Origin of the sequence: Paenibacillus bovis (assembly GCF_001421015.2) — a bacterium.
Taxonomy (GTDB): Bacteria; Bacillota; Bacilli; order Paenibacillales; family Paenibacillaceae; genus Saccharibacillus; species Saccharibacillus bovis.
The window spans coordinates 4,028,116-4,041,752 of the sequence record NZ_CP013023.1 but is presented as its reverse complement, the minus strand read 5'-3'; the positions used below and the strand labels follow the sequence as shown (position 1 = coordinate 4,041,752).

Genomic DNA, 13,637 nt, shown 5'->3' with positions numbered 1-13,637 from the left:
ACGACAACCAGATATCACATCAATAGCTGTAATTTATGATTACAAACTACCCTACAGGAGTGATTGAAGCTATGTTAAAAGTCGGATTGCAATTATACACAGTACGTGAAGACCTGGAACGCGATTTTGAAGGAACGATTGAAAAAGTAGCAGCTCTGGGATATCAGGGCGTAGAGTTTGCCGGATATTACGGCAGAACAGCAGAACAGGTCAAAACCCTGCTGGACAAGCATAACCTGGAAGTAGTTGGTGCACATACGCCGTACGCAGATCTGCTGGAAGATGCACAGTCCCTGATCGATTTTAACAAAGCGATTGGTAATCGTTATATCATCGTGCCTTATCTGACCGAAGAGCAGCGCGGCAATTGGCCGGAAATTTTCGAAAACCTGCGCAAACTCGGTGAAACTTGCAATCAGAATGATGTGGTATTGCTGTATCACAACCATGATTTTGAATTTACTGAAAAAATCGGCGAACGTACTGTACTGGATGCTTTGTACGAAGAAATCCCTGCCGACCTGATTCAGGTAGAGCTGGATAGTGCATGGGTAGAGTACAGCGGTTATGATGCCGTGGAATATATCGATAAGTATGCAGGTCGCTTGCCGATTGTACACTGGAAAGATTTCAAGCATACCGATGATGGTATCCAGATGATGGAACTTGGCGAAGGCGAAGCACCTGTAGCACGTATTGGCGATGCGGCAGACAAAGCCGGAGCCGAGTGGATCGTAGTCGAGCAGGATAATAGCCTCCAGGCTCCTATGCAAAGTATCGAACAAAGCATGAACTGGGTGAAAAGCTATGGCGCCAAGGGAGGCGTCGTTAATGTCTGATCAGGTACTGAATATCGGTATTATTGGCTGCGGAGGGATTGCCCAGAACAAGCATCTGCCGAGTCTGTCCAAGCAGCCGCTTGCACGATTGGTTGCCTTCTGTGACATTGTGGAAGAACGCGCTTCTGAAGCAGCCCAGCAGTATGGCAGCGACAATGCCAAAGTATATACCGATTACAAGCAGCTTCTGGAAGACGGGAGTATCGATGTGATTCACGTCTGTACACCCAATGACTCTCATGCGGTGATTACAGTGGATGCCCTGGAATCCGGCAAGCATGTGATGTGCGAAAAACCGATGGCCAAATCGACTGCAGAAGCCCGCACGATGGTAGAAGCTGCACAGCGTACAGGCAAAAAATTGTCGATTGCCTACCAGAATCGTTTTCGTGACGATACTCTGTATCTGAAGCAAATGGTAGAGCAGGGTGATCTGGGAGATGTCTATTACGGCAAAGCACTTGCACTGCGCCGCCGTGCAGTCCCTACATGGGGAGTATTTCTGGATGAAGAAAAACAGGGCGGCGGACCATTGATCGATATCGGCACTCATGCACTGGATATGACCCTTTGGTTAATGGACAATTACAAACCGAAAAGTGTAATGGGAACTACATTCCATAAGCTGGGCTCCCGTCAAAATGCCGCTAATGCTTTTGGTCCTTGGGATCCGGAACAGTTCAAGGTAGAAGATTCGGCGTTTGGTTTTATTACCATGGAAAATGGAGCGGTCATTTCCCTGGAATCGAGCTGGGCCATCAATCTACGCAACTTTGCCGAAGCACAAAGCATATTGTGCGGTACAGAAGGCGGAGCCGATATGACAGATGGACTACATATCAACGGCGAGAAAAACAGCCGGCTGTATGACAGCAAAATTGATATGGGATCCGGCGGAGTAGCTTTTTATTCCGGCGGTTCCGAGAATGAAGCAGATCGTGAAGCGAGAATGTGGCTCGAAGCGATCGTGGAAGATAAAGAGCCTCTGGTAAAACCGGAGCAGGCACTGGTCGTGACGCAGATTCTTGAAGCGATCTATGAATCGGCTCGTACCGGTAAAGCCGTTTATCTGGAATCCTGAGTATAGTCATTCATATAGAATTTGTATCCATTTAAGGTAAATTTTATTTAAAAAATTCCTTAAAATGCAAACTTTTCACCTTTACTTTACGTATTAATAGATATAGAATCTTCGCGGCAGCAGATATTGCATGGTATTCACCTTACCACTAAAAACAGTTGAACCAGGAGGATGAACGAATGAAATTAGGCGTATTTATGGTATTGCTCAACAATATGGGCTTCGAGGAGGCGCTGGACTATGTAGCTGCAAAAGGTGTAAAAGCAGTCGAAATCGGTACCGGTGGCAACCCGGGTAACGTACACTGCAACACCGATGAGCTGCTGGCCGATAATGGCAAGCTCAAAGCATTCAAGCAGGCGATTGATTCACGCGGTCTGATCATCAGCGCACTGAGCTGTCATGATAATCCGCTTCATCCGCAAAAAGCGATTGCCAAAGAAGCACACGACTCTTTCATCAAATCCGTACAGCTGGCTGAGAAGCTGGAAGTACCGGTAGTTAATACGTTTTCCGGATGTCCAGGTGAGAGTGACGATGCCAAATATCCGAACTGGCCTGTAGCTCCATGGCCGAATGATTATCGTGAACTGCTGGACTGGCAGTGGAATGAGAAGATTATTCCTTATTGGACCGAGACAGGCAAGTTCGCTGAACAGCACAATGTCAAAGTCGGTCTGGAACTGCATGGCGGATTCTCTGTTCATACACCAGGTACGCTTCTGCGTCTGCGTGAAGCCGCTGGGGAAGTGATTGGAGCCAACCTGGATCCGAGCCATATGTGGTGGCAAGGCATTGATCCGGTAGCCGCAATAAAAATTTTGGGGAAAAATGGCGCAATTCATCACTTTCATGCTAAAGATACGCTTACAGATACCGATAATATGAATATGAACGGTGTAACGGACATGCACTCCTACGCTGAGATGCAAGATCGTGCATGGCAGTTCCGTACCGTGGGTTATGGTCACGATGTAAAAACGTGGGCTGATATCGTCAGTGCACTGAGATTAGTTGGATATGACTATGTCGTTAGTATAGAGCATGAAGACGGACTGATGTCCGTAAATGAGGGTTTCACTAAAGCCGTCCATAACTTGCAGCAGGTAATGATCGAAGAAGAACTTGGCGAGATGTGGTGGGTCTAACAACAGGGAGGCAATAATAGTATGATTAACGTAACAGTCTGGAATGAGTTTGTACATGAGCAAATCCGCGACGACGTCAAAGCTGTATACCCGGATGGAATTCACAAAGTACTTGCAGACGGATTGACCAAAGAAGGGTTCGCCTGCCGCACAGCAACACTGGATCAGGATGAGCATGGTCTGACAGAATCCGTTCTGAACTCTACCGATGTTATGCTGTGGTGGGGACACACTGCACACGACCTCGTTGATGATGATATTGCTGAAGCTGTTGTAAGACGTGTTCAGGAAGGCATGGGATTGATCGTGCTTCACTCCGGACACTTCTCCAAACCGTTCAAGCAATTGATGGGTACCAGCTGCGATCTGAAATGGCGTGTCGCAGACGAACAGGAAATCCTGTGGTGTGTTAACCCGAATCATCCGATCTCGCAAGGTGTTAATCCATCCATCACACTGGATAAAGAAGAAATGTATGGCGAGTTCTTCGATGTACCGGCTCCCGATGAACTGGTATATCTGAGCAACTTTGAAGGTGGCGAAGTATTCCGCAGCGGCTGTACCTACCGTCGCGGTCATGGTAAAATCTTTTACTTCCGCCCAGGCCATGAAACGTATCCTACGTATTACAACCAGGATATCATGCATATCATCTCCAACGCAGTACGCTGGGCACAACCAGCAGAAAATGCCCGTCCTGCATTTGGACGGACTGAGCCAAAACGTGCTATCGGCGGTAAAGTACTGGTATAAGCATTCAATAATCACACAACCAGAGCATTTTCAGCATAGGAGACAGGCTGAATACGTTCTTCGGTTAAACGAAGATAACTAATCATACTCCAGCAACCTTGTTGTTTGAATCCCGTTATATACACGATTGCCGGTAAGCCTTGCTTGTATGTTGGAATTCAAAGCATAGCAATAAACAGAGTACGTCCGCAGAAAACTGGCGGGCGTACTTTTTATATGGGCAAAATACAGAAAATTGGGTAAATAAAATATGTATACAAATTATCCGGAAAATGGGGTATGGATATGTTTAACTACAATGAGTCAGACACGCATATCGGACCTGCACCGCTGTCTCCGGAATTGGTTCATGCCTGTATGGAGAGAGTCAAGGATCTGAGATTGGAGGGATTCCTGACAGGATTCGGCAGATGGCCTGGCAGGCTGATGATGGTAGGCGAAGCACCCGGCGCCACCGAGGTGCAGAATGGAAGACCTTTTTCCGGTCAGGCAGGTAAAGTGCTGGATGGATATCTCGAAGCTTTGGAGATCACAAGAGATGATCTATACATCACCAGCTCGGTGCGCAGCCGTCCGTATAAAGACAAGCCAGTCAAAGGAAATCCCGATCGTCTCAGTCGTTCCAACCGCACACCGACCCGGGCAGAGGTGTTAGCATTTGCTCCGATTCTGGATCAGGAAATTGCTATTGTACAGCCGGAGATTCTGATTACACTGGGTAATATTGGTCTGCAGCGGCTGCTTGGAGACGGATATACTATTACTGCTGTACATGGACAGCCTATTTACAGCAAGATTCAGCAGGTAGACAGAGATTATCCGGAGAAAGGATATTATTGGTCCGATCAAGAATATTGCATTTTCCCTATGTATCATCCTGCAGCAGTGCTGTATAATAGATCATTGACCGATGTTATTGCTGATGATCTCAAGCAGCTGCGAGAACTGATTGGTCAAAAGTCGCAGATAGTGGAACACAAGTAATGATCATAATGTTTTCGTTTTCTTATTAGGTAAAATGTGTTAAAATATATGTGCTAACTAATTGTAAGCTTACATCCATTTTATATATACAAAGCTTACGACAACCCATTATTGTGCTATGGACGGATGAAGAGGTGAAAAGACATGGAACAGCATCAATTGGGATTATGCCCTCGTTTTGAGACCGCTTTTTCTTTTCTCGGAAAAAGATGGAATGGTCTGATTATTCAGTCTCTGATGAGCGGACCAAAACGTTTTAAGGATATCTCGAACCTTATTCCGATGATGAGCGATAAAATGCTTTCGGAGCGAATGAAGGATCTGGAGGGAAGCGGTATTCTGACTCGCCAGGTGTATCCGGAGACTCCGGTACGAATCGAGTATGAACTGACCGACAAAGGCCGGGCACTTCAACCGGTTATGGATCAAATTCAGAATTGGGCAGAGCAGTGGGTAGATTAATCCAGTGCATGTCAATCCGGGCCGGCATTCGCTGTCTCAATTAAAAAGCTTTCCGCTTGGTATTTATCAGCGGAAAGCTTTTTTTGCATATCAGTTATAAAGTTAATCGCGCAATCGGGCAACGCCGGGGAGAGAAGTCGGCGTAATCAGATTCGGCAGATTTCTCGTGGGCACAGCTCGCAGTGGCATACCTCTTGGAGAGCTTCCAGATCATGAATAATGATCATGCCATGCTCGTATTCAATCACTTCTTTTTTGCGCAGATCACTCAGCATACGGTTGACGCTTTCGCGTGTAGCTCCGATCATATTGGATAGATCCGTATGGGTAATCTTTTTGTTAATCAGGATCGATCCGTCTTCATTATAATCTTCACCGTACGTATTGCTGAGACGAATCAGCGTCGAGCAGAGCGCCCCTGGTTTGCCATAGAGCATAAGGTCGCGCACTTTGGTCTGGGTAAGGCGATGATGCGTACCCATCCATTTCATAAAGTCGATAGCAAAGTCACAGTGCTGGCAGATAATCATCTCCAGGTCTTTATGCTCGATAACCGCAACTTCTGTATCTTCGAGAGTCTCTGCCGTAAATCCGAGCCGTGTACCGGAGAACGGATCAGCCTGTCCGATCATATCACCAGACTGATACATATATAGAATAAGTTCTTTACCTTCATCGGTTGATTTGGTCAGTTTAACCCGTCCACTTTTGATAAAATAGAGTTTGTCGGACAGATCACCTTCCCAAAATAGATGCGATCCGGAAGGGATGCTGCGCTCTGTCGCATAGGCCAGCATACGTTCCATATTCATCTCCGAAAAACACGAGGTGTTTCCTTCGACATTCGTACTCATAATTTCTGCAGATTTATTCATGTTCGTCCTCCCCTTCATCTCCCAATTATACGCGAAAATAATCGGATTGCATCATGTTTTAAGGAAAAATTTACTAAATTCAAATTGAATGCATATTGTGTTAAATTCATACATTTAATAGTATGATCATCATTCTTTTGAAATTTAAACTTTGTGATTATTTTCACTTATATTATAACGCGCGTTACTTCAAAATGCAAAAAGAAAAAACAAAATGATTAATATTTTAAAAATAAAAATTGATTGTGAAAAAAATCACATTATGATTTATATCTCTATGCTATGATCAGTGCGTAGACAGAAAGCACCACACATTCTGAGGAGGATGAGAGAAATGGCTGTTAAAAATGATGCCACTCGCACCGTAGAAGTTACTGCACAGGAAGAAATTCAAAGAATGATTGACAAAGCGAACAAAGCACAAGCCGCATTTATGAAAATGAATCAGGAACAAATTGATGAAGTTGTACAGGCTATGGCACTTGCCGGACTGGACAAACATATGTATCTCGCCAAGCTGGCTGTTGAAGAAACAGGCAGAGGGGTATATGAAGACAAAATCACCAAAAACATCTTTGCGACTGAATATATATATCACAGCATCAAAAACGAAAAAACAGTTGGTATCATTGAAGACAATGCATACGACAACTTCCAGAAAATCGCTGAACCGGTTGGTACGATCATGGGGATCACTCCTGTAACCAACCCAACATCGACTACCATGTTCAAAGCACTGATCGCCATCAAAACGCGTAACCCGATTATCTTCGGTTTCCACCCATCTGCACAGCAATGTAGTAAGGAAGCTGCAAGAATCCTGCTCGAAGCAGCTGTCAAACATGGCGCTCCTGCAGATTGTATCCAGTGGATCGATAATCCTTCCATGGACAAAACGAATGCACTGATGAATCATCCTGATGTTGCATTGATCCTCGCTACTGGCGGCGGCGCAATGGTCAAAGCGGCTTACAGCTGTGGTAAACCTGCACTCGGCGTAGGTCCTGGTAACGTACCTGCCTTTATTGAGAAAAGTGCAGACCTCAAACAAGCGGTAACCGACTTGATTCTGTCCAAATCGTTTGACAACGGTATGATCTGTGCATCCGAACAAGCTGTGATCATCGAAGAACCCGTATTCGAGCAAGTGAAAAAACTGATGATCGACAACGGTTGCTACTTCCTGAGTAAAGAAGAAGTAGGCAAACTGACTGCAGGTGCCATGAATGTAGAGAAATGTGCAGTCAATCCGGCAATCGTCGGTCAACCAGCAACCAAAATCGCTGAAATGAGCGGTATCACTGTTCCAGCAGGCACCAAAATTCTGGTCGCTGAACTGGAAGGTGTAGGAACCAAATATCCATTGTCCGCTGAAAAACTCAGTCCTGTACTGGCTTGTTACAAAGTGAAGACGGCAGAACAAGGTATCGAACGTGCTGCACAAATTGTAGAATTCGGTGGTATGGGTCACTCTTCGGCTATCCATTCCAACAATGATGAAGTGATCCAGAAGTTCGCAGATCGTCTGCAAACCGGACGTATCATCGTGAATTCACCTTCGACACATGGCGCCATCGGCGACATTTACAATACGAACCTGCCTTCCCTGACACTGGGCTGCGGATCGTATGGCCGTAACTCGACATCTTCCAATGTAACAGCAGTCAATCTGATTAACGTGAAAAGGGTGGCGCGTCGTACCGTGAATATGCAATGGTTCAAGATTCCTTCCAAAGTGTACTTTGAAAAAGGTTCGACTCAATACCTGGCCAAAATGCCAAACATCAGCCGCGTTATCATCGTTACTGACCCAATGATGGTACAACTGGGCTATGTCGAAAAAGTAGAACATTACCTGCGTCAACGTCAGACACCGGTAGCGATCGAAGTATTCTCCGATGTAGAGCCGGATCCATCGACAACTACAGTAGAACGCGGCCGTCAAATGATGGAACGCTTCCAGCCTGACTGCATTATCGCACTCGGTGGCGGATCACCAATGGATGCTGCCAAAGGCATGTGGCTGTTCTACGAATATCCTGATGTAGAATTTGACAACCTGAAACAAAAATTCATGGATATCCGCAAACGGATCTACAAATACCCGCATCTGGGACAAAAAGCGCAATTCGTAGCGATTCCTACTACTTCGGGTACAGGTTCGGAAGTTACCTCGTTCGCGGTTATTACAGACAAAGAAAAAGGCAATACCAAATACCCTCTGGCAGACTATGAGCTGACTCCGGACGTAGCGATTGTAGACCCTGAATTTGTCTACTCCCTGCCACGTGTAGCTGTAGCCGATACCGGTATGGATGTACTAACTCATGCGATTGAAGCCTATGTATCGAATATGGCAAATGACTACACTGATGGTCTGGCGATCAAAGCGATCCAATTGGTCTTCCAATACCTGGAACAGTCGGCACTGCAAGGCGACAAACTGGCTCGTGAAAAAATGCATAATGCTTCGACGATAGCCGGTATGGCCTTTGCCAACGCATTCCTGGGCATCAACCACAGTCTGGCACACAAATGGGGCGGACAATACCATACAGCACATGGACGTACCAACGCGATCCTGATGCCGCATGTTATCCGCTACAATGCGAAAAAACCTACCAAATTCGCATCGTTCCCTAAATACTCGCACTTTATCGCTGACGAACGTTACGCTGAAATTGCCCGTATCCTGGGACTGCCGGCACGTACTACCGAAGAAGGTGTAACCAGCCTGATCAACGCAATTCGCGATCTGAACCGCAAACTGGGTATCCCTGAATCGTTCGAAGCACTGGGCTTTGATGCCAAAGACTTTGAAGCACATGTCGATTACCTGGCTGACCGTGCATTTGAAGACCAATGTACAACTGCCAATCCTAAAATGCCGCTGGTAACCGAACTGGCTGATGTATACCGTAACGCTTTCTACGGTAAATTTGAGTAAGACCACAGATCGATGCAAGCCGCTCATAAATAGCAGCAAACCTCATATAATTGTATAACGTAGTTTATTGATAATCGGGATTGCTTCCATTTAGCTGCTGTACGCAGCAGGTGGAAGCAATTCTTTTATTATTTTGTTTAGTCGCATATCATTGGGCTGCAACTGCAACTTTTGAGCTTATTAATAAAAGAATGGATGAGGCTGGTTAATGGGGAGCGGAGGCAGCAAGCGCTCCGGCAAGGGATTCTCCTTCCGGCCTCCGGTTAAGAATGGATATGTCTGAATCACCGCTTACAGCGGTACATATCCATTCTTAAATGTCGGCTTGAAGGAGAATTGCCTTACCTTCGCTGCGAGTAGTCTAGTCTATGAATAGTCCAATTCATGTGCAGCGGTATAGGTATTTTTGTACTCATTAATCCATACCAGAGAGGGGGTGATAGATGGAAATTTAGCATGATGAAAGTAAAATAGAATGATGTCGCACCGTGCACCTTCTAATGATGCAATAAGCACGGAACGGAAGAAAGGAAATAAGGGCAGTGACGACATTTAAGCCTGGAGATTCACCTTTGCCCTAACACTTCAGAATCTCCAGGCTTAACAGGAGGAGCAGCTCTTATTCCTTTCTGGAGTGGTGAATGAGTGCTATATGAGTAGTGAATCAGTAGCGTTTCAACCACATTTCTGCACAGAACAAATCTGTAAAGTGTTTCTTCCAAAGTAATGACGCAGCCATAACTTTATCGCTTATTTTCTTCAAAGTGATGTAGTATCATTTTGAACACTTCAAACTTGCAGCAACTGTATCTCTATTTCATTGCCCGCTGTACTGCTGCTTGGCTGGAGTCGGCAACAAAATGTTGTTCTGTAATCTAGAACTTCAGCTGCAGCATATCAATCTGTTATATATTTAAAATTGTGCTGTACCAGTGACAGAAAGTGATAAAAATCATATTTCGTCTCTTTATTTGTGATATATGTCACATACTCAAACAGGTCTGTCCGTCATAATAAAGACATAGCCGGAGCACACAGTAGCCGGTCCAATGTTTAGTCAAGGTACAGCCACAATATCATTTGTGATTAAATTCACAAATTATGGAGGGATTATCAATGTCGGTAATCGAGAGAAATGTAATGGACCAATCACAACAGGATGCATGGAGAGGTTTTAACAAAGGCAAATGGACCAACCATGTTGATACTAAAAACTTTATTGATGAGAATATCAATCCTTACCTTGGAAATGAATCATTCCTGGCAGGACCTACTCAAAATACAAATGATCTATGGAAAATTGTATCTCAACTCTCCAAAGAAGAACGTGAAAGAGGCGGCGTATGGGACGTTGATGTAAATACTCCGGGTTCGATCACATCCCACGGTCCTGGTTATCTGGACAAAGAAAAAGAACAAATCGTCGGTGTACAAACAGACGAGCCGTTCAAACGCTCTATTCAACCTTACGGTGGTATTCGGATGGTCATCGATGCTTGTAAAGCTTACGGCTTTGAAGTTCCGCAATCGATCGTCGATACATTCACCAATATCCGCAAAACACATAACCAGGGTGTATTCGATGCTTATACTGCAGAGATTCGTGCAGCCCGTAAATCCGGTATCGTAACTGGTCTGCCAGATGCTTACGGTCGCGGTCGTATCATTGGTGACTATCGCCGGGTAGCATTATACGGCGTAGACTTCCTGATGAAACAAAAACAGCAAGAGCATGATCAAACAATCGGCGAAGGCATGGATGAAGCAACCATTCGCCTGCGTGAAGAAATCAGCGAGCAGTACCGCGCACTGAATGAACTGAAACAAATGGCAGCCGCTCACGGTATGGATATTTCCAAACCGGCTCAAAACGCCAAAGAAGCTTTCCAATGGCTGTACTTCGGTTATCTGGCTGCCGTCAAAGAACAAAACGGTGCAGCAATGTCTCTCGGACGCGTATCTTCTTTCCTGGATATTTACATCCAGCGTGACCTGCAAGAAGGTACACTGAACGAAGAACAAGCTCAGGAGCTGGTTGACCATTTCGTAATGAAACTGCGTATTGTCAAATTCCTGCGTACTCCGGATTACAATGATCTGTTCAGTGGTGACCCAACTTGGGTAACCGAGTCGATCGGTGGTATGGCGGTTGACGGAACAACAAGAGTAACGAAGAGCAGCTTCCGCTTCCTGCACACCCTATACAATCTGGGACCTGCACCGGAACCAAACCTGACTGTCCTCTGGTCCGAAAAACTGCCGGAAGGCTTCAAAAAATACTGTGCCAAAGTATCGATCGAGACCAGCTCGATCCAGTATGAAAATGATGATCTGATGCGTCCGATCTATGGCGATGACTACGGTATTGCTTGCTGCGTATCCGCAATGCGTATCGGTAAACAAATGCAGTTCTTCGGTGCTCGTGCCAACCTGGCCAAAACACTGCTGTATGCGATCAATGGTGGTAAAGACGAGAAATCCGGTGCTCAGGTAGGACCAGAATTCCCGGCGATCACTTCTGAATATCTGGACTACGATGAAGTAATCGCACGCTACAAACCAATGATGCAATGGCTGTCCAAAGTATACATGGATGCGCTGAACATCATTCACTACATGCATGACAAATACAGCTACGAACGTATCGAAATGGCACTGCATGACCGTGATATTCTGCGCACTATGGCTTGTGGTATTGCCGGTCTATCAGTAGCAGCCGATTCTCTGAGCGCTATCAAATATGCCAAAGTCAAACCAATTCGTAACGAGCAAGGCATTGCAGTCGACTTTGAAATCGAAGGCGAATTCCCTTGCTACGGTAACAATGATGATCGTGTCGACCAGATTGCTGTTGAACTCGTTGAGACATTCATGGGCATGATTCGCCAGCACAAAACGTATCGTGAAGCTGTACCGACTCAATCCGTACTCACTATTACTTCCAACGTCGTATACGGTAAGAAAACGGGTACTACACCAGATGGACGTAAAGCAGGCGAACCATTCGCACCTGGTGCCAACCCAATGCACGGACGTGATAAAAAAGGTGCCCTGGCATCCCTGAGCTCTGTTGCCAAACTACCATACGAACACAGCCTGGATGGTATCTCCAATACCTTCTCGATCGTACCAAAAGCACTGGGCAAAGAAGAAGAAATCCGCAAATCCAATCTGGTAGCTATGCTTGACGGCTACTTTGGCAGCGACGCTCATCACCTGAACGTCAACGTCTTTGACCGTGAGCAGCTGATCGACGCGATGGATCACCCGGAAAACTATCCACAGCTGACAATCCGCGTATCCGGATATGCCGTTAACTTTATCAAACTGACACGCGAACAACAGCTGGATGTCATCAACCGCACATTCCACAACGCAATGTAATAGAACGTGCAAAATGCAATAAAAAGTACAAAAGAGCATCCAAAAAATATATTCAAATTACCGCACCAATGCTTGCCAACTGCAATTCTTTTAGAAATTAGTGTTTCTCCCGACACTGAGCGGAGAGTAAATGGAATTGCTCTGACGCCGCCTTTGTGCCAGGATATCGACTGCTTCAGCAGTCATTCCAGATATCCTGCCACAACAAGCGGCAGAAGAGCAATCCATTTACTCGAAGCGGTGTCACTCTAAAAATCCCGCTAATTTCTATCTGAAGCAGCAGTGGCAAATCACACCACAAGGAAAGGGGCTGAATGATCATGGTAACAGGCCGTGTTCACTCGCTGGAAACATTCGGTACTGTCGATGGTCCAGGTATTCGTTTCGTATTATTTATGCAGGGGTGTCTGATGCAATGCCAGTATTGTCATAATCCCGATACCTGGAATCTGGACGGAGGCAAGGTGATGCAGCTGGAAGAAGTGCTGGCTGAGATTGAGCCTTACCTGAATTACTACCGCAGCTCCGGCGGTGGACTTACCGTATCGGGCGGCGAACCGACTCTTCAGGCTCCTTTTGTCAAAGCATTGTTCAAAGCGGTAAAAGAACGCTGGAATCTGCATACTACCCTGGATAGTAACGGATACAATGATGGGGAAAAGATTCATGAACTGCTGGAAGTGACTGATCTGGTTATGCTGGATCTGAAGCATATTAATAACGAAAAACACAAAAAGCTCACCGGAGTATCCAATGAGCGCACGCTGAAACTGGCACAGTGGTTATCGGATCATGAGCGCAAAATGTGGATACGCCATGTGTTTGTACCCGGCATTCACGATGCTGAAGAAGATCTGATTGCATTGGGTGAATTTATCGGCACTCTCAAAGGTGTAGAAAAATTCGAAATCCTTCCTTATCACCAGATGGGCATTTACAAATGGCAGTCGCTGGGCCGCATCTATCCGCTGGATGGCGTGCCTTCTCCGACTGACGAAGAAGTAGAACGTGCCTATCGCCTGATCGAACAAGGACGCCGCCAGGCGACCTGCGTATAACTTATACGTATAAGTGCTCCAATATACGCACAAGATACAGGTTAATGTACATGCTGCTGCAGGATCGATATGCAAAATGAAATATGGGCTGCAGATGATTGGGTCG

10 protein-coding genes are annotated in these 13,637 nt (G+C 45.7%); 9 read left to right on the top strand and 1 reads right to left on the bottom strand.

Annotation, left to right across the window (positions count from 1 at the left end; translation table 11 throughout):
• Nucleotides 1-71 precede the first annotated feature (71 nt).
• The 6 genes from AR543_RS17215 (at nucleotide 72) to AR543_RS17190 (ending at nucleotide 5,267) form a co-directional block, all read left to right on the top strand.
• Nucleotides 72-839: a sugar phosphate isomerase/epimerase family protein gene (locus AR543_RS17215; protein ID WP_060535654.1), complete on the top strand. Its 768-nt coding sequence runs from the start codon at nucleotides 72-74 to the stop codon at nucleotides 837-839.
• Nucleotides 832-1,920 (top strand): Gfo/Idh/MocA family protein, encoded by a 1,089-nt coding sequence (locus tag AR543_RS17210; RefSeq protein WP_060535653.1) that lies wholly within the window; start codon nucleotides 832-834, stop codon nucleotides 1,918-1,920. The genes AR543_RS17215 and AR543_RS17210 overlap by 8 nt, the downstream gene beginning before the upstream one ends.
• A gap of 179 nt (nucleotides 1,921-2,099) precedes the next feature.
• Nucleotides 2,100-3,068, top strand: a complete 969-nt coding sequence (locus tag AR543_RS17205) for a sugar phosphate isomerase/epimerase family protein (protein ID WP_017815305.1) — start codon at nucleotides 2,100-2,102, stop codon at nucleotides 3,066-3,068.
• A 21-nt stretch (nucleotides 3,069-3,089) separates the two neighbouring features.
• Nucleotides 3,090-3,821 (top strand): ThuA domain-containing protein, encoded by a 732-nt coding sequence (locus AR543_RS17200; RefSeq protein WP_060535652.1) that lies wholly within the window; start codon nucleotides 3,090-3,092, stop codon nucleotides 3,819-3,821.
• Between the two features lie 285 nt (nucleotides 3,822-4,106).
• Nucleotides 4,107-4,805, top strand: coding sequence for a uracil-DNA glycosylase (locus AR543_RS17195; RefSeq protein WP_064505686.1), 699 nt, complete (start codon nucleotides 4,107-4,109; stop codon nucleotides 4,803-4,805).
• A gap of 144 nt (nucleotides 4,806-4,949) precedes the next feature.
• Nucleotides 4,950-5,267, top strand: a complete 318-nt coding sequence (locus tag AR543_RS17190; RefSeq protein ID WP_060535651.1) for a winged helix-turn-helix transcriptional regulator — start codon at nucleotides 4,950-4,952, stop codon at nucleotides 5,265-5,267.
• Between the two features lie 146 nt (nucleotides 5,268-5,413).
• Here AR543_RS17190 and AR543_RS17185 read toward each other — a convergent pair whose 3' ends face one another.
• The gene (locus tag AR543_RS17185) at nucleotides 5,414-6,142 is read right to left on the bottom strand and encodes a Crp/Fnr family transcriptional regulator (RefSeq protein WP_060535650.1); all 729 of its coding nucleotides are present in this window, start codon (nucleotides 6,140-6,142) and stop codon (nucleotides 5,414-5,416) included.
• Between the two features lie 334 nt (nucleotides 6,143-6,476).
• Between AR543_RS17185 and adhE the strand changes: the two genes are divergently transcribed.
• The 3 genes from adhE (at nucleotide 6,477) to pflA (ending at nucleotide 13,531) form a co-directional block, all read left to right on the top strand.
• A complete protein-coding gene (adhE, locus tag AR543_RS17180; protein ID WP_060535649.1) occupies nucleotides 6,477-9,089 on the top strand; it encodes a bifunctional acetaldehyde-CoA/alcohol dehydrogenase in 2,613 nt (870 codons plus the stop codon).
• Nucleotides 9,090-10,205: 1,116 nt separating this feature from the next.
• Nucleotides 10,206-12,473, top strand: coding sequence for a formate C-acetyltransferase (gene pflB / locus AR543_RS17175; protein WP_060535648.1), 2,268 nt, complete (start codon nucleotides 10,206-10,208; stop codon nucleotides 12,471-12,473).
• A gap of 320 nt (nucleotides 12,474-12,793) precedes the next feature.
• Nucleotides 12,794-13,531 carry a pyruvate formate-lyase-activating protein gene (gene pflA / locus AR543_RS17170; RefSeq protein ID WP_060536829.1) on the top strand — a complete coding sequence of 246 codons (738 nt, stop codon included), beginning with the start codon at nucleotides 12,794-12,796 and terminating at the stop codon, nucleotides 13,529-13,531.
• The last annotated feature ends 106 nt before the right edge of the window (nucleotides 13,532-13,637 follow it).

Bases quoted from the DNA above. Each gene is read 5' to 3' on its own strand.
- AR543_RS17215 (WP_060535654.1), top strand. From the start codon at position 72: ATGTTAAAAGTCGGATTGCAATTATACACAGTACGTGAAGACCTGGAA.
- AR543_RS17210 (WP_060535653.1), top strand. From the start codon at position 832: ATGTCTGATCAGGTACTGAATATCGGTATTATTGGCTGCGGAGGGATT.
- AR543_RS17205 (WP_017815305.1), top strand. From the start codon at position 2,100: ATGAAATTAGGCGTATTTATGGTATTGCTCAACAATATGGGCTTCGAG.
- AR543_RS17200 (WP_060535652.1), top strand. From the start codon at position 3,090: ATGATTAACGTAACAGTCTGGAATGAGTTTGTACATGAGCAAATCCGC.
- AR543_RS17195 (WP_064505686.1), top strand. From the start codon at position 4,107: ATGTTTAACTACAATGAGTCAGACACGCATATCGGACCTGCACCGCTG.
- AR543_RS17190 (WP_060535651.1), top strand. From the start codon at position 4,950: ATGGAACAGCATCAATTGGGATTATGCCCTCGTTTTGAGACCGCTTTT.
- AR543_RS17185 (WP_060535650.1), bottom strand. From the start codon at position 6,142: ATGAATAAATCTGCAGAAATTATGAGTACGAATGTCGAAGGAAACACC.
- adhE (WP_060535649.1), top strand. From the start codon at position 6,477: ATGGCTGTTAAAAATGATGCCACTCGCACCGTAGAAGTTACTGCACAG.
- pflB (WP_060535648.1), top strand. From the start codon at position 10,206: ATGTCGGTAATCGAGAGAAATGTAATGGACCAATCACAACAGGATGCA.
- pflA (WP_060536829.1), top strand. From the start codon at position 12,794: ATGGTAACAGGCCGTGTTCACTCGCTGGAAACATTCGGTACTGTCGAT.